Origin of the sequence: Halocatena pleomorpha, assembly GCF_003862495.1 — an archaeon.
GTDB classification, from domain to species: domain Archaea; phylum Halobacteriota; class Halobacteria; order Halobacteriales; family Haloarculaceae; genus Halocatena; species Halocatena pleomorpha.
This window is the reverse complement of sequence record NZ_RRCH01000022.1, coordinates 127699-143314: the sequence shown is the minus strand read 5'-3', so window position 1 is coordinate 143314 and position 15616 is coordinate 127699. Positions and strand designations below refer to the sequence as shown.

Below are 15616 nucleotides of genomic sequence, written 5' to 3'. Positions count from 1 at the left end.
GTGTGTTTCCTCCCTTCGGTCGCCGTTCGTTTGCCGATACAGGTGTGTTAATAGGTACCTATTGACTAAAACAGTTATGCCAGCGAGATAAGCAAGATCAGAGACACAGACGGGACAGGTGCGAGCGAGTTTTCCACGTCCGGACGGTACGAAACGTATGTCACAGTTCACGCGGTCGGAAGCCGTCGACCGCCTCGAACGCCTCATCGAGACGGTCGAACGGGAGCCGACGCCTGTGCCAATACGGGAGGTATGGGTGTATGGAGATCTCGCGCTCGGTGTCGATCCCATTGAACGGCTCAACGTCTATCTGACTAAAGATCTCTTACTCGGTGGAGATGAGAGCCGCGAGGCGGAGTTCGTCGAATCACACGGGATTGAAGGCGTCGGCAAAACCGTCAGCGCCGAGTGGGCTGAGACCCACCCCGAAGCTCTCCGCGCGAACGCGAACGGCTACGCTGCCCCCGAACGATGTTTGGCTGCCCACCTCATTGATTCGGAGCCGATCCACCTCGAAGTGTGTAACACCGGCTTCGAGCAGAACGTTACCCAACGGTTGAAAGGAGCGATCGCGCGCGAGAATTATGAACAGATCCTCGATCCCCGAGGCGTCTGTCTCTGGGTCGCGGGCACGCGCAGCGATACCGCGTTCGAGAAGCTCCGAAACGGAGAGTTAGTGTTTCCGACGCTTTCGGACGCTCTTGAAACACTCGGAATGGAGCCCGAAGCCGCCCCCGAAGCAGCCGACGCGGTGACCCGCTACCGCGAGCACCAAACTGGCACGACGGTTCGGGGCGACATCGTGTGAGTACACCCACAGCCATGCTCAAACGACTGCCTTACAGCAGAGCGGAGAGTGGCAGGTTTACGCCCTGCCCTGTTCGATGGGCGCGTCAACAAGGTTGCCCCATTCCGTCCACGAGCCGTCGTAGTTGACGGCCTCATCGTAGCCGAGCAGCTCATGGAGCGCGAACCACGCGATCGAGGACCGCTCACCGATCCGGCAGTAGGCGATGATCTCCTCGTCTTCGATGTCTTCTTCAGCGTACAGTTCACGCAGTTCCTCGGCGCTTTTGAACCGGCCGTCGTCTTGCACTACAGCCGCCCACGAAACGTTACTCGCACCGGGGATGTGACCCCCGCGCTGGGCGGTCTCCTGCAGCCCGGCCGGGGCGAGGATCTCACCGCTGAACTCCTCGGGGGAGCGAACGTCGACCAGCGGAACGCTGTCGTCGAGTGCTGCCTCAACATCGGATCTGTACGCACGAATCGATTCGTCCGGCTCGCTCGCAGTGTAGTCCTGTTCTGGGAAGTCCGGTTCGTCCTCGGTCAAGGGGTAATCGTTGTCGAGCCAGAAGTCCCGACCGCCGTCGAGCAAGCGGACATCGTCGTGACCGTAGTATTTGAACTGCCAGTACGTGTACGCCGCAAACCAGTTGGAGTTATCGCCGTACAGAACGACCGTCGAATCGTTGCTGATCCCGTGGTTACCGAGCAACGACTCGAAATCCTCCGTCGACAGTAAATCTCGGCGCGTCTGATCTTGCAGTTGGGTCTCCCAGTTGAACCCGATCGCGCCCGGCGCGTGACCGCCGCTGTAGGCCTCGGTGTCTACGTCCACTTCGACGAGCCGATACGCCGGGTCGTCGTCCTGAAACGCAGCTAGATTATCTTCCACCCAATCAGCAGAAACAAGCACGTCCTTCGCGTAGTCGCTCATGGTACAGTTCTACTCAACGCTCAATCGATATATCCGTATTACTGTCGGCTCGTTTCGCCGCTCATTGCCTTTACCGGAAAATTTTTCCCATTGAATGATGAATATATATTGCTAACATCTCAGGTGGCCACAGATCGAGTAGAAGTACGCCCTTAGAGGATATATTGCGGTTATATTTGCCCGAAGCTCCGAGCACCTCTGATAGTGAAGATTTCAAGTCAGGGCCACATAGCGCCCGGCATGGATGTGCTCGTAAAGCCGGAGTGGGTCGCTGCTCGCTTGGATGGGGAACGCTCGACTGGAGCTGAGACAGGCAATGCTGAGGGTGCACTCCGGATCGTTGACGTTCGGGACGCCTGGGAGTTCGACGGGATCGGGCATCTACCGGGCGCAGTGAACGTTCCGTTTGATTCGTTCCGTTCCGAAGACGCGGGCGAAACCGGGATGCTCCCGGGCGCGGATGTGTTTTCGTCGCTCCTGAGCGAGGTCGGGATCGAAGCGACCGATCAGATCGTTGCATACGACGACATGCACGGCGTGTTCGCTGCACGGTTTTTAGTCACCTGTGAGCTGTACGGTCATCCGCGCGATCGGTTACAGCTGTTGAACGGAGACTACAGCGCGTGGAGCCGCCAGCACTCGGTGAGCAACGACGAGCCGAATCCGACACCGACGGAGTATGAAGGGACATTCGTCGAGTCGGGACCGCTTGTCGGGTTGGAAACGGTCGAGCAGGCGATGGACGATTCTGAGGCGGTGCTCGTTGACACGCGAGAGCAATCGGAATTCGAAGCGGGCCACATCCCCGGATCGGTCCGACTCGACTGGATGGAACTCGTCGATGAAACGGAGCGGGGGGTACAGCCTGAGTCAGAACTCCGATCGACGCTTCAAACGCGCGGAATCACGCCCGATCAGTCCATCGTGTTGTACTGTAACACTGCTCGACGCATCAGCCATACGTACACCGTACTCCGCCATCTTGGATACGAGCAGCTCGCGTTTTACGAAGGGAGCCTCACCGAATGGAAACGAGAGGGCGGACCGCTCGCCACCGGTTCGGAGTGATCACCGACCGTCAACGTCGGCCCCGTCTTTCGTTCGCCGGGTGTCAGCGAGCAACGCTGTGAGCGAGAAACACGAGATCGCGCCGAGCACGGCGATTTCGGTGGACAACGATGGAGCGACGAGGATCCCATAGCCGAGCGCGTACAGCCCGAACGTGAGCGCGTCGATCGGCGTCCCACAGCCGGCAGCTGCAATCCCGAGTACGAGCAGCCCGGAGACGACATACCCGTCCAAGAACTGGTCGAGCGGGAAATCAGCGATGAACGCCGGCTGCCACAGCAGGATGGCACACGCGCCGAGGGCGAACACCACCAGCCCGCCACGGATCACGCGACGCTGGTGACACCACTCCTGTGGATCGTACCGCTCGCGGAGTTCGTTGCCGACTCGGCCGAGACGGCGGAGTCGCTGTCGGTGAGAATCCATATCGAGGCTTTTTGACCCATCACAAAGCCAGTGTCGTCTCGTGTCGTTGCTACTACTCTCATGGGGTCTCGGAGTAGTAGCTGCGCCACGGCAATTCAGCGTGAGCCTGATATTCAGTCGTCGGCCGGTGTCGCCGATGACGCGTTATCTGACGCGGCAACGGCCGAGTCGGTGGTGACGGCTTCTGCGAGCAGTTCGGAAAGACCGACGATCTCGATTTCCGCTTCGAAGCCGCCAGTTTTCCGGCCGTCCTCATACATCGTCATGCACATCGGGCAGGCGACGACGAACTTCTCGACGGCACTGCCAGCGTCGGTGTCCTCAAGCGCCTCTCGCAGGCGTTCCTCGCTGGGTTTCGTTTCCTCTTCGAGATCCATCCAGAGACCGCCGCCACCGCCGCCACAGCAGAAGGAATTGGCACGGTTGCGGGGCATCTCGTGCAGGTCACAGCCCGTTTCGCGCACGAGCGCACGGGGTGCCTCATACTCGTCGTTAAACCGACCGAGATGACACGGGTCGTGGTAGGTGACCGTGTAATCGAGTTCAGTGCCGGACAGCCCGAGTCGAGGGACGAGTTCTTGAACGACCTGCGTGTAGTGAGACACGTCGATCTCGCCGTTCTCGTTCCAGCCGAACTCCGGATACTCGTTTTTGAACGTGTTGTAGCTGTGCGGATCGGTACAGACGATGTGGTCGAATTCACACTCTTCGAACAGCGCCACGTTGTCCTCGACCAACATCTCGTACAGCCCTTCTTCACCGACGCGTCGGACATCGTTGCCGTCGTTTTGCTCATCGTCGTACAGAATCCCGTAGCTCACGTCGGCGTGGTGGAACAGCGTTGCGAGTGATTTGGCGATCTGCTGGTTGCGCTCGTCGTAGCTGGGGTAATCACCGACGTACCAGAGGTACTCGACGGACTCCTCGCGGGCGTCGGGCACCTCGAAATCGAGGTCGTCAACCCAGTCGGGTCGTTTGCGCTCAGGATCACCGAACGTGTTGCCGTTCTGGAACACGTTCATCATCGCTTCCTGAACGGTCTCTTCCATCTGGCCGGATTCAGTCAGCCGCCGGTTCATCTCCGTGAACTGGGTCACGTGTTCGATGTCGACCGGACAGGCGTCCATGCAGGCCATGCACGCCATACACGAATCCATCGTTTCGCTGTCGATGACGCTCGTCCCGCCGTCCGCGATGATCGGCTGTTCCTCAGTGCGTCCAGCGTCGAGATCCATTCGGTACTGCTTGAGATCAAGGATGACGTTGCGCGGATCAAGCGGCCGTCCGGAGGCTTTCGCCGGACAGACCGATGAACAGCGCCCACATTTCGTACAGGCGTCGTGATCAAGCAACTGTTTCCACGAGAAATCGTCGATGTCGCTCGCACCGATCTCGTCCGGTGAGGCGTCGTCCGGAACGCGTGGCAGCCTGACGCCCGCTTTCTCGTCGCGCGTAACGACGTTTGCGAAGCTGGAGATCATGTGGAACGGTTTGCCGAGCGGGATCGAAGCGATGAACACGAACGCGAGCAGCGCGTGGGACCACCACGCCACAGGATACACGGAGCGCGCCATCGATTCGGTCACGCCAGCGATTTCGAACACGTCTGCAACGAACCAGCCGACGAAGCTCACCGTCTCGAACGCCGGAAAGCCCGTTCCGAGGATGCGGATCCCTTCAACGAGGTAGCCGCCGACGCCCAGCAAAAACAGCATCCAGACCAGATAGGCGTCTTCAACTCCCGTGTGGCGATCCCAGAGGCGTTCGTTGCGCGTGACGTATCGCCGGTAGAGCGCGACGCCAAGTCCGACAACGAACAACAGCCCCATCGCGTCCATCACCAAGGAGTACGATAGGTAGAACGCGCCTTCGAAGAACGACTGTTTGGTTCCGAACGCTGCTGTCACCTTCTGATAGATGTCCATGTCGATCGCCAGGATCGTCGTTCCGATGAACAGCGTCAGAAAGCCCCAGAAGATGAAGGCGTGCATGAGTCCACCGACGAAATCCCGGTTGAACTGCTGTTCGTTCGATCCGACGATTTTCGCCGCACGAACGACGCGCGTTCCCAACTCGTCGAGGCGCGCGAACGAGTCTTCGCTCCCTTGGGCGTACCGCGCGAACCGACGATACGCGAGCGCTCCGAACACGAGGAGGGTGACAACCGCGAGGTAGTAAAACACCGCCTCGCCGATCGGCCCGATGAGCCAGAACGTTTCCCGTGTCGGGGTATCTGCCTGCAGCAGGTGTATCATGGATTATGAGCGTAGAAGCAGAAGGTTAAGTCTTATCAACAGTGTATGCGGAGTATAGAGTTGTTTCCGGCGATTTGGAGACAATATTACCACTTACCGGGTGGTGTGAGCCACGAACCGTTCGATGATCTTCCGTTCGGCTTTCCGGATGTGTTCTGAGGCTGTGGCAGTCGAGCAGTCCATTTTATCAGCGATCTCTGCGATCGAGCCCTGACGAGGCAACTCGTAGTAGCCGGTTTCGAACGCCGTTAGGAGCGCATTATACTGGCGGTCAGTGAGGTTCGGATCGAACACTCCTTCGTACCGATCGTACTCACCGATCCGGTCGATATCGACGTGTACGCCGTCCGGAACCGCATCGAGCGCGCTCGAAAGCGCGGTAGATCCCCCGACAACGGTGAGCCGGGCCGATCCGTCCGCAAGAAACTCGACCGGCGACGCGGTGATGACGCCGTCGCGCGTGAACGCACCGAACAGTCGTTCGTCGGTTTCATTCGGTCCTTGCTTGACGTAGGCGTAGAACGTCTCTACATCCGATTCAGTGGTACTGATCGGTGTCACCTCGTAATCCCTGATCTGTGGCACGCGATCGAGTGCGCTCGCGTACGCGTCCATTTTCCCCTCCCCGTAGAACAGAAACGAGTCCACTGCGTTCGTCCTGTTTCCGTACAGCAGCTGGTCTTTCACCATTGCGTCATGGTCTTCGATAAACCGATGGATTGGATGGATCATCGACTCTGAAAATCGCAGCGCACAACGGACGTACTTCATCGTTGGAACGTTCTGTTCGAATAAGTATAAGTGACGTAGCACACTCACCAGCAGTCGCGTCTTTGAACGGAACGCACCTGGCACGAGGACGCGAGTCCGTTACAGGAGCCCGCCGTGAGGAGACAGACACCGATGTTCACAATGCCAGCCACTACGTTCCAGAGAGCGGCCGCGGCGGGGCGGTGAGCTTTCTCACCCAAGCGAAAAAAGTGGGACATAAACACAGGCAAGATCAGAGAGCGGTCGCGGAGCGGTAAGTGTACTCCCCGCGAACGGAACGGAGAGGAGTGAGCGGCTTTTTGCCCCATCTTTTTTGCGTGAGGGTGAGCGAAGCTCACCCGAGCGGAAAAAAGGTGGGGGGACAGATTCAAATAGTCGTGTGCTCTGTGAATACTCTTAATGAACGAAAAAACCGCCGAACTCCGAGACATCTTCATCGATGTGACCGACGACGACACGATAACTGAAGAGCAAGCGGAGACCAGGGGATCGCTCACCGAAGACGACAGGGAGATCCGAACGAAACTACGGGACGCGATCGGGCGAATGAGCGATCGGCTGACGTTCGAGACGGACCTTTCCGTCGATACCTACGAAACGATCGTTCGTGGATTCTACGACGGAGCGGGTGATACCGCGCTCGCTGATCGCATTGACCGCGATCGGGAGACCGTGGTCCGGGCGCGCTCCGATCTCCATCTCCTCCGCGATCAGGAAACCGATGTAGCGTTCGACACGGACGCGTTTCGGAGATTGCTGACCGAGGGACACACTGACGAGGAGATCGCTGACCGACTCGACGTGACAGCAGCAACCGTCGCGGACTACCGGCGCGTCGTCGAGATCGAAGACGAGCGACGCCGGGTCAACAGCCGATACACTGACGAGTTCGAGGAGTTACTCACCGACGCCGATCTCCGGGAGCGTACGGAGGATGTGACCGAAACCGGCCTCGACGAGGCGACCGAGGGGATGGAAACCGACGTTTCGATGTGATCGTCCGTCCGCTTCGGCCGTGAGCCGACTACTGTCGTGTGAAAACAACTATTGTAGTCGACTTTCGAACGTGTAGTATGAAGAAAAAAGGATACGTTTCGTGGCACGATTACGAGAATCATCAGGCCATGAACCTCATGGGGGCGATGGCGTTTGTAGGCGGGGTGGTGTACGTGGTCTGGGGGGTCAATGATGTCCGCACCGACTGGATCGTAGGAGGACTGTTGCTCGTTTGTGGTGGTTGTATGGGTATTCCTCGGTTGCGGCGGTGGACCACACGCGGCCGGCTATCGAACGTTTCCGTCTGGGATCGAGTTATCGGCCGTACGCTGTTCATGCTGTCATCGGGGATCGGGATACTGGTCGCGTCGTGACTGCGATCAATGGTCTCGTCCGAACGTTCAAATACGGAAAGACAACCACCCCGCCCATATGCACGCGTTCACGGATGTCGCACTAGCGGCGTACTGCCCACGAAAATTGTACTATCGTCGACGTGAGGATGCGTATGCCCCGCCCGAGCACGCTGGTTTCGAACTCGCCTTTCGGTATCCGTCGTTGCTCGATCCAGAAACTGCGTTGGACACCGAACCCATCGCGGTCACGCCAGTGACGTATCGCCAGAACCTGAACTGTTCGCGGGCACGCCTGAGGGCGTTCGAGGCGCTGTGTGAGCCGACGAAGCGGGAGGCGTTTCTCACAGGTCGTCAGACCCGAGGAATCGCTCACAAGGTGCTTGTGGAGCCACTCGCGCCATCGATCGTTTCCGTGGGTGAACCACCGGATACTGGTGTGTGGGAGCCACACGCGGTACGCGCCGTCGCGGCGGCGAAAGCGCTCGCGTGGGAACGCAAAACGAGCGTGCAACAGGCGTTCGTGGAGTACGCGACTCACGGCGTGATTCGAAAGATCGAACTGACGCCACGCCGCGTCGGACAGTATCGTCGTGCGCTGCGGACGGCGGCGAGCATCGACGGACCGCCGCCTCGAACGCGAAACACAGACAAATGCGAATCGTGTGAGTATCGCGCGGAGTGTGGGGTCCGAACGCGGTCGTTGCGATCGCTACTCGGCGGCCGCTAGCCACGCTTCGATCTCCTCGGCAAGCGCTCCGCGACGGTGAATCGTCCCCGCTGTGACATCGACCACAGTGCTTTCGGTACCCGGAGTGGTTCCCTCATCCAAGACGAAGTCGGCGGCGTCCCGAACGCTCGCGGCAACTGCCTCGACGCGGCGAGCGCTCCCCGCCCCGCTACGGTTCGCGCTCGTGGCCGTCAGGGGTGCGACTCGGTCGAGGAGAGCGAGCGCAGTGGGATGGTCCGGAATTCGGATGCCGACCCGATCGGCACCAGCTGTCAACACGTCAGGAACCACGTCTCTGCGTTCGACCACGACGGTAACCGGGCCAGGGAGGAACTCCGCCATGAACGCGCGTTCCCGGTCGGTCGGCCGGGCGTACTCATCGACGGCATCGAGATTCGGAACCGCGAGCGAGATGGGTCGGTCGCGTGCCCGACCTTTCAGCTCGAACACCCGTTCGACGGCGGCGGGAGTGAGTGCGTCGGCTGCGAGACCGTAGACGGTTTCAGTCGGATAGATGACGCACGCCGTTGTGCGGTCACGGAGAATCTGGGCAGCCTGAGCAACAGTCATAGTGCTTCGATCGCCGCTTCGATTTCGTCGTAATCGGGAAATGATGGCCACTCCGACCCGACCCACGCGTGCCGGATGACACCGGCTTCGTCAATGAGAAACGTCGCGGGTCGAGGCTCCGAAATTCCGGCCATGCCGTCGAGATCGTGAGCAATCCCGTACTGTTCAGCTACTTCATTCGAGGGATCGGAGAACAACCGCGCGTCGATGTCTCGGGACTCAATGAGCTGTTTGTGCGCGTACGGCGTTGAGATCGAGAGACCAACCGTCTGAATCCGATCGCGGTCGTCGATATCACGCTCTCGGAGTTCGTTCCAGAGATACGTTGCCGGAAACGCGCCGTCCATCGGATGAAACAACAGTAAAACGGGGGCGTCCTCGTACAACGTCGAGAGGGATACGTTCTCCCAAAACTCCGTGTTCACAAGCGGTCGGGTGAAATCCGGTGCGTGATCGCCGTCAGTAGGGTGGTCGGCCGGCCCGAGATCGACGACATCGAATTCCACCATATCTACTGCCCTCCGTGGTCGCCGTACGTTTGTTCAAGATACTCGACGATGTTTGCGCTTTCGGCCATCGTGACGCCCGTGTTCCGATCGACGATGGCTGGTACAGTGCGCACGCCAGTCACGCGCTTGACGACGTTGCGCTCAGAATGCATCGGTTCGATATACCGAGAACGGTAATCGATATCCAGTTCGGTGAGCGTCCGGACAACACGCTCACAGAACGGACACGCTTGCAACCGATAGATCGTGATCGGCGGTTCCGATTCGCTCATACCTCAAATTCGGACGACCCGGACTAAACGCTTCGCCTTCCATGACAACGCTTAATTTTCCAGACCGTGAAGGGTTGCCGGGAATGGGCCATATTCCAGCAGCCGTGCATGCCGCTACCGTGCCGCCAGACGCCGATATCGTCGGAGCACAGCTAAACCTCCTCGGTGGGTTCACACTCGGACCTGACCTCATGGCCATACTTGGTGCCGTGAGCATCCTCATTCTCCTCGGAGTGTCAGCGTTTTTCTCCTCTTCCGAAATCGCCATGTTCTCGCTCGCCTCCCACCGGATCGAAGCACTCGCTCAAGAGCACGCCGCAGGCCGAACGCTACAGCAGCTCAAAACGGACCCTCACCGACTCCTTGTGACGATTCTCGTTGGGAACAACCTCGTAAACATCGCGATGTCATCGCTTGCGACGGGACTGCTCGCTCAGTACGTCTCTCAGAGCGTCGCCGTCACCGTTGCCACGATTGGAATTACCGCGCTCGTGCTCCTGTTCGGTGAAAGCGCACCCAAATCGTACGCCATTGAAAACACCGAATCGTGGGCCTTGCGCGTGTCGAGGCCGCTAAAACTAGCGGAATACGTGTTGTTACCCCTCGTCATCACATTCGATTTCCTTACCCGACTGGTGAACAGGGTAACAGGGGGACGTGCTGCCATCGAAACGTCCTACGTCACCCGACAGGAAATCATCGACATCATCGAAACCGGCGAGCGTGAAGGAGTGCTCGACGAAGAAGAGCGAGACATCCTCCAACGAACGCTTCGGTTCAACGACACTATCGCAAAAGAAGTGATGACGCCGCGCCTCGATATGACCGCGCTGTCGAAAGACGCCAGCGTCGAGGAGGGGATCGAGCGGTGTATCCAGAGCGGTCACGCTCGGCTTCCCGTGTACGAAGGTGGACTCGACAACATCATCGGCGTGGTTCACATCCGTGATCTCGTCCGTGATCGCAACTATGGAGCGTCGGATGATCTCGAACTGGACGACCTCATCCAGCCCGTACTGCACGTCCCCGAATCAAAAAACGTCGACGAACTCCTGGGCGAGATGCGCGAAAACCGAATGCACATGGTCGTCGTTATCGACGAGTTCGGCACCACGGAGGGACTTCTCACCATGGAGGATGCGGTCGAGGAGATCGTGGGCGAAATCCTCGAAGGCGAAGAAGACGAGCCAGTCGAGTTCATCGACGACGACACGGCGCTTGTCCGAGGTGAGGTGAACATCGAGATGGTGAACGAGGAACTCGACATCGATCTTCCCGAAGGTGAAGAGTTCGAAACCATCGCTGGATTCGTTTTCAACCGAGCGGGACGGCTTGTCGAACCCGGAGAATCGATCGAGTACGACGGTATCACGATTCACGTCGAACAAGTCGACAACACACGCATCATAAAAGCCCGGATCGTTCGTGATCCAAACCACGCCAAAACGGCGGCATCTGATCCCCATCAAACAGAATGAGATAAATAACACCATAGTGATGGTATTCTGGCGTGCAGGCGATGGTGTTGTAGTGACGGGACGATGCTGCCGTGACGGGGCTGGTAGGTATCAAGCGTTCGGTTGGCAAACACGCGATCGATCGGTGTTGGTCTCGAAATATTGATGGATCCTGAGCAAGTAGCGCTTCCAATGAGTTCGCGGGCTACGGAGGATGGATCGGTTCGGGTCGTGGGCACAGCCCACGTTTCCGAACGAAGCGTTGCGGAGGTCGAAGAGGTCATTGAGGAGGAACGCCCGGATGTCGTCGCCGTGGAGCTAGACGAAGGACGGTATCGACAGATGAAAGGCGAACAGCCCGACGACCTCAATGCGGGCGATCTGCTCCACGGGAACACAGTTTTCCAGTTTCTAGCGTATTGGATGTTGTCGTACGTTCAGACCCAACTCGGAGACGAGTTCGACATCGATCCCGGTGCGGAGATGATGGCCGCCGTCGATACTGCAGAAGAACTCGGACTCGGCGTCGCGCTCGTCGACCGGGACATTCAGGTCACGATCCAACGGTTTTGGGCGCGGCTGTCAGTACGTGAAAAGCTCCAACTGGTCGTCGAGTTGGGGTACAGTTTGGCCGGTGGACCAGTCATCGGCCTGTATATCGGCCTTTCGCTCGGCCTGCTCGGTTCCGTCATCGCGGAATCGTTGGCTGGTCCGTTCGTTCTCACCCCGCTCGGGACAGGATCTCTCGTGAGCGTGTTCGACACGATTATCGTCACGCTTGCCACGGGGTCAGTGATCGGACTGGCGATTACCCTACTGCTCAGCGCGTGGGGCGATCCGGACGACGCCGAAGCGATCGAGGAGTTCGATCTGGCAGAGCTAACCGATGGGGATGTCGTGACCGCCATGATGGAGGAGTTCCGTCGGTTTTCTCCGGGCGGTGCTGAGGCGCTCATCGACGAGCGTGATGCGTACATCGCTCATAAGCTGGTGGCGCTTCAGGCGTCAGGCAAAGACGTGGTCGCGGTCGTGGGTGCTGGGCACCGAGCCGGAATCGAAGGGTATCTCAACGCGCCGAAAACCCTCCCACCAATGGAATCGCTCGCCGGAGAACAACAGGGATCGCGCTTTTCGTGGTACAAACTCGTAGGGTATCTCTTCACGCTCGTGTTTCTGGCCTTTTTCGTCCTGATAGCGATGGCGGGCGTCAGGAGCGAGTTCTTTCTCAAGCTCGTCGGCGCGTGGTTTCTGTTCAACGGAGTATGGACGTTCGCGCTCTCGCGGCTGGGTGGTGCTCACTGGTCGAGTGCGGCCGTCGGCGGTGCGCTGGCGTGGCTGACCTCGCTCAATCCGATGCTCGCGCCCGGCTGGTTCGCGGGCTACGTGGAGTTGCGGTACACGTCGGTGAACGTCACCGATATCGCCACGTTGAACGAGATCCTCGACGATGAAGAAAGTCCACTGATGGACCTCTTCGCCCGGATGCGAGATGTACCGCTGTTCAAACTCATCCTCGTGGTCGGCCTGACGAACGTCGGAAGCATCATCGGAACCTGGCTGTTCGTGGTAGCGGTTCCCTACATCGTTGGAGACGTGTCGGTCGTACAACTGATGGTCGAGGGGGCCCAACGGAGTTTTGAGATACTCATGAACGGAGTAGGGGGTGTGCTGTGATGTATCAACAACAGAAAAGCGGAGAGATACGGTTCAGCGGGCGTGAAATCCGTGATCTCGGTGCTGCGTGGCTCGCGCTCGGTGTCGCGTTCACGTTCTTCTTCCGGCGTGATGTGGCGTTCGGGTTGCTTGGTGCCACCGGCCAGTTCCCGCTCGACACCGCAATTGTAACGCTGTTGATGAGCATGGGCACCGTCGGCGTCGGGTTCCTGCTCCATGAACTCGCTCACAAGGTCGTTGCAATCCGGTTCGGTCGCGTTGCGGAGTTCCGCGCGGATTACACGATGCTCGCGCTCGCTATCGGGTTGGGGCTTGCGGGCTTTCTGTTCGCCGCCCCCGGTGCAGTTTACCACATGGGCCGGGAGGTGACATCCCGACAGAACGGGTTGATCGCCGTCGCTGGACCAGTCACGAACCTCCTGCTGGCGGCCGTCTTCTTCCCCCTCGTCGTGGTGGCTCCTGATGGGTTGTTGTTACAAGCTGGACAGCTCGGTGTCTCTGTCAACCTGATCCTGGCGGCGTTCAACATGCTACCGTTCGGTCCGCTCGACGGCCGAACGGTGATCGGTTGGAGTATCATCGTGTTCGCGCTGGTGTTCACCGTTTCCGCCGCCCTTGCGGTCTGGGCGGTGCTGTTCGTCGGCTTCGGACTGTGAGACCATCGTTCTGATCGATCGCCGTTCATGAAGTTGGGTGCCGCTGACCGCCCCCTTCCTTCTTTTGGACAAGGGGCATTCGGTCGGAAAAATGAAGATCACAGTGTTTTTCTCGGTGCTCCTCTCTCACTCAGCCATATGACTGAGGACGAGGGGATGACGTATTCGGACGCCGGCGTGGACATCGCTGACAGCGAAGCGGCCACAGCAGCGTTGCTCGGTGCAGTCGGAGAGACCGATGGTCAGACAGAAGACAGCGATTACGCGGGGCTGATCGACATCGGAGACCAGTATCTCGCGCTGGCGACCGACGGCGTCGGGACGAAACTCCTCGTGGCGGAGGCGCTAGGCGATTATTCGACGGTCGGCATCGACTGTATCGCAATGAACGCGAACGATCTCGTGGCGGCGGGCGTCGAACCGGTCGCGTTCGTGGATTATCTCGCTATCGATGAACCCGACGACGCGACAGCCGAACAGCTCGGGACAGGGCTGGCTGATGGAGCACGAACGGCGGGTGTCGCACTTGTTGGTGGAGAAACCGCAGTAATGCCCGAGGTTGTCAGCGGACTCGATCTCGCAGGCACCTGTGCTGGTCTCGCACCCAAAGACACGGTGTTCTCCGGCAACGCGGCGGCTGGTGACGCACTCGTCGGCTTTCCGTCCGACGGGATTCACTCGAACGGGTTGACGCTCGCCCGAAAAGCCCTCACGAAGCGACACGACTACACAGATCCGTTCCCCGGTAGTGACGACTCGCGCACGATCGGAGAGGAATTATTAGAGCCGACACGGATCTACACCGATCTACTCGAACCGTTGTGGAGCCACGACACCCACGCGGCTGCACACGTTACCGGCGGCGGCTGGACGAATCTCCTCCGGATGGGAGCGTTCCGATACGTCATCACTGCTCCCTTCGAGTGCCAGCCGATCTTCGAACTCATCCAAACGGAAGGCAACGTCACCGACGAGGAGATGCACCGCACGTTCAACATGGGCACCGGGTTCGTCGCCGCGCTCCCTTCCGACGACGCCGAGTCGATTGTCGAGAACACCGACGGACGGATCATTGGCCACATCGAGGAAGACAATACGGAAACTGGCAGTGTTGAGATTCGTGGGCTGACGATAGAAGAAAACAACTCCTGATTCGTCCACAGCTGAACGGTAGTGGTACGCAAACCGACTACGACATGTGAACGGCGATGTCGGCTTCGGTAATGATACCGGCCATCTCGCCGTTATCGATGACGATGATCGCGTCGTGATGATTGAGGTGCGTGTCGATCTCGTTGAGCGTCGCGTCGGTCGTGACGGTCGTGATCGACTCGCGCATCACGTCCGCGATTGGGAGATCACCGGGTGAGGCGTCATCACCGATGCGCCGAATATCGGTGTTGCTGACGATGCCAACCGGGTAGCCGTCGCGGATCACGGGGAGCTGTGAATAACCCTCCTCGCTCATCCGCTCGATCGACTCTCGGACACTGTCGTCGGGCGCGATCCCCACGACCGGGCTGTGCATGATGTCTTCTGCCCGGCGGAGCGATCCCCCTGCCTCGTTGAGAGCCGTAACGATCCGCCCGAGCGTCGAGAGCCGCGGATCGACATCACCCCCCTCGATGCGGGCGATGAGCGGCTGGGACACCTCTGCCATGTCAGCGAGTTCACTCTGGGTGAGATCCAAGTCGTTGCGGTATTCTCGGAGGTCCTCCGGCGTCGGAAGTTCCATACCCGAGATAACCACTAGTTATTCAAAAGTGTTGTCGATGGGATGTTGTCGTCTCATTGGGTGTTTTCATCGGAGTCGGATTCTAACTCGACGGTGTGGATTACTTTGAGCGGGACGTTCCTGAGCGCACCGCCGATCTCGCTCTTTGCGACGCGCTGTGCGTGCTGTTTGCTGTCGACGTTGAACACGTCCATTTCGAGGACCAACCCCACGAGCGCAGTGTCGGCAGCGATGTACGCCGAGTCGAACGGTTCACCGCACACCGGACACTCCGTTGCGCCGATCTCCACTTCCACGTAATCCATATCGGTCTCGTTGAGACGCTTCCCAGCTTCACTGACTGCCACACCGATCGCGTCGTCGATACTTTCCACGTCTCGCACGAGCCACGCTGCCTCGACAGCGACGAGATAGTTGCTCATGC

General features: G+C 59.1%; 19 protein-coding genes. 10 read left to right on the top strand and 9 right to left on the bottom strand.

Features of this window, described 5'->3' with window-relative positions; translation table 11 throughout:
* The first annotated feature begins 157 nt into the window (after nt 1-157).
* Nucleotides 158-808: a DUF7095 family protein gene (locus tag EIK79_RS10615; RefSeq protein ID WP_124955096.1), complete on the top strand. Its 651-nt coding sequence runs from the start codon at nt 158-160 to the stop codon at nt 806-808.
* 57 nt (nt 809-865) lie between these two features.
* Here the strand turns inward: EIK79_RS10615 and EIK79_RS10610 are convergent, their stop codons facing one another.
* The gene (locus tag EIK79_RS10610; RefSeq protein WP_124955095.1) at nt 866-1720 is read right to left on the bottom strand and encodes a sulfurtransferase; all 855 of its coding nucleotides are present in this window, start codon (nt 1718-1720) and stop codon (nt 866-868) included.
* Nucleotides 1721-1960: 240 nt separating this feature from the next.
* On the opposite strand from EIK79_RS10610, the gene EIK79_RS10605 reads away from it, so the two are divergent.
* Complete coding sequence (locus EIK79_RS10605) at nt 1961-2788, top strand: sulfurtransferase (protein WP_124955094.1); 828 nt, start codon at nt 1961-1963, stop codon at nt 2786-2788.
* Here EIK79_RS10605 and EIK79_RS10600 read toward each other — a convergent pair whose 3' ends face one another.
* From EIK79_RS10600 to EIK79_RS10590, 3 genes are all read right to left on the bottom strand, one after another.
* Nucleotides 2789-3214: a hypothetical protein gene (locus tag EIK79_RS10600; RefSeq protein WP_124955093.1), complete on the bottom strand. Its 426-nt coding sequence runs from the start codon at nt 3212-3214 to the stop codon at nt 2789-2791.
* A gap of 113 nt (nt 3215-3327) precedes the next feature.
* Nucleotides 3328-5469, bottom strand: coding sequence for a heterodisulfide reductase-related iron-sulfur binding cluster (locus tag EIK79_RS10595; protein WP_124955092.1), 2142 nt, complete (start codon nt 5467-5469; stop codon nt 3328-3330).
* Nucleotides 5470-5562: 93 nt separating this feature from the next.
* Nucleotides 5563-6240 carry a helix-turn-helix domain-containing protein gene (locus tag EIK79_RS10590; RefSeq protein ID WP_124955091.1) on the bottom strand — a complete coding sequence of 226 codons (678 nt, stop codon included), beginning with the start codon at nt 6238-6240 and terminating at the stop codon, nt 5563-5565.
* Between the two features lie 62 nt (nt 6241-6302).
* Between EIK79_RS10590 and EIK79_RS10585 the strand changes: the two genes are divergently transcribed.
* The 4 genes from EIK79_RS10585 to EIK79_RS10570 all read left to right on the top strand — a co-directional run bounded on the left by EIK79_RS10585 (nt 6303) and on the right by EIK79_RS10570 (nt 8319).
* Nucleotides 6303-6497: a hypothetical protein gene (locus EIK79_RS10585; RefSeq protein ID WP_124955090.1), complete on the top strand. Its 195-nt coding sequence runs from the start codon at nt 6303-6305 to the stop codon at nt 6495-6497.
* 142 nt (nt 6498-6639) lie between these two features.
* Nucleotides 6640-7236, top strand: a complete 597-nt coding sequence (locus tag EIK79_RS10580; RefSeq protein WP_124955089.1) for a helix-turn-helix domain-containing protein — start codon at nt 6640-6642, stop codon at nt 7234-7236.
* Between the two features lie 77 nt (nt 7237-7313).
* Nucleotides 7314-7610, top strand: coding sequence for a hypothetical protein (locus EIK79_RS10575; protein WP_124955088.1), 297 nt, complete (start codon nt 7314-7316; stop codon nt 7608-7610).
* Nucleotides 7611-7668: 58 nt separating this feature from the next.
* Nucleotides 7669-8319, top strand: a complete 651-nt coding sequence (locus EIK79_RS10570; protein ID WP_124955087.1) for a CRISPR-associated protein Cas4 — start codon at nt 7669-7671, stop codon at nt 8317-8319.
* Here EIK79_RS10570 and EIK79_RS10565 read toward each other — a convergent pair.
* The 3 genes from EIK79_RS10565 to EIK79_RS10555 are packed head-to-tail and all read right to left on the bottom strand — an operon-like array spanning nt 8302 to nt 9670.
* A complete protein-coding gene (locus EIK79_RS10565) occupies nt 8302-8889 on the bottom strand; it encodes an L-threonylcarbamoyladenylate synthase (protein WP_124955086.1) in 588 nt (195 codons plus the stop codon). The genes EIK79_RS10570 and EIK79_RS10565 overlap by 18 nt on opposite strands.
* Nucleotides 8886-9398, bottom strand: a complete 513-nt coding sequence (locus EIK79_RS10560; protein ID WP_124955085.1) for a peroxiredoxin family protein — start codon at nt 9396-9398, stop codon at nt 8886-8888. The genes EIK79_RS10565 and EIK79_RS10560 overlap by 4 nt, the downstream gene beginning before the upstream one ends.
* Before the next feature lie 2 nt (nt 9399-9400).
* A complete protein-coding gene (locus EIK79_RS10555; RefSeq protein WP_124955084.1) occupies nt 9401-9670 on the bottom strand; it encodes a glutathione S-transferase N-terminal domain-containing protein in 270 nt (89 codons plus the stop codon).
* Nucleotides 9671-9861: 191 nt separating this feature from the next.
* Here EIK79_RS10555 and EIK79_RS10550 point away from each other — a divergent pair, with 191 nt between their 5' ends.
* The 4 genes from EIK79_RS10550 to purM all read left to right on the top strand — a co-directional run bounded on the left by EIK79_RS10550 (nt 9862) and on the right by purM (nt 14609).
* On the top strand, nt 9862-11148 hold the full coding sequence (locus EIK79_RS10550) for a hemolysin family protein (RefSeq protein WP_233738100.1): 1287 nt from the start codon (nt 9862-9864) through the stop codon (nt 11146-11148).
* Between the two features lie 171 nt (nt 11149-11319).
* On the top strand, nt 11320-12801 hold the full coding sequence (locus EIK79_RS10545) for a TraB/GumN family protein (RefSeq protein ID WP_233738094.1): 1482 nt from the start codon (nt 11320-11322) through the stop codon (nt 12799-12801).
* Nucleotides 12801-13457, top strand: a complete 657-nt coding sequence (locus EIK79_RS10540; RefSeq protein ID WP_185715588.1) for a zinc metalloprotease — start codon at nt 12801-12803, stop codon at nt 13455-13457. The genes EIK79_RS10545 and EIK79_RS10540 overlap by 1 nt, the downstream gene beginning before the upstream one ends.
* 138 nt (nt 13458-13595) lie before the next feature.
* The gene (purM, locus tag EIK79_RS10535) at nt 13596-14609 is read left to right on the top strand and encodes a phosphoribosylformylglycinamidine cyclo-ligase (protein WP_124955082.1); all 1014 of its coding nucleotides are present in this window, start codon (nt 13596-13598) and stop codon (nt 14607-14609) included.
* Nucleotides 14610-14646: 37 nt separating this feature from the next.
* Here purM and EIK79_RS10530 read toward each other — a convergent pair whose 3' ends face one another.
* The gene (locus tag EIK79_RS10530) at nt 14647-15192 is read right to left on the bottom strand and encodes a CBS domain-containing protein (RefSeq protein WP_124955081.1); all 546 of its coding nucleotides are present in this window, start codon (nt 15190-15192) and stop codon (nt 14647-14649) included.
* Nucleotides 15193-15245: 53 nt separating this feature from the next.
* Complete coding sequence (locus EIK79_RS10525) at nt 15246-15614, bottom strand: DUF555 domain-containing protein (protein ID WP_124955080.1); 369 nt, start codon at nt 15612-15614, stop codon at nt 15246-15248.
* Nucleotides 15615-15616: the final 2 nt, after the last annotated feature.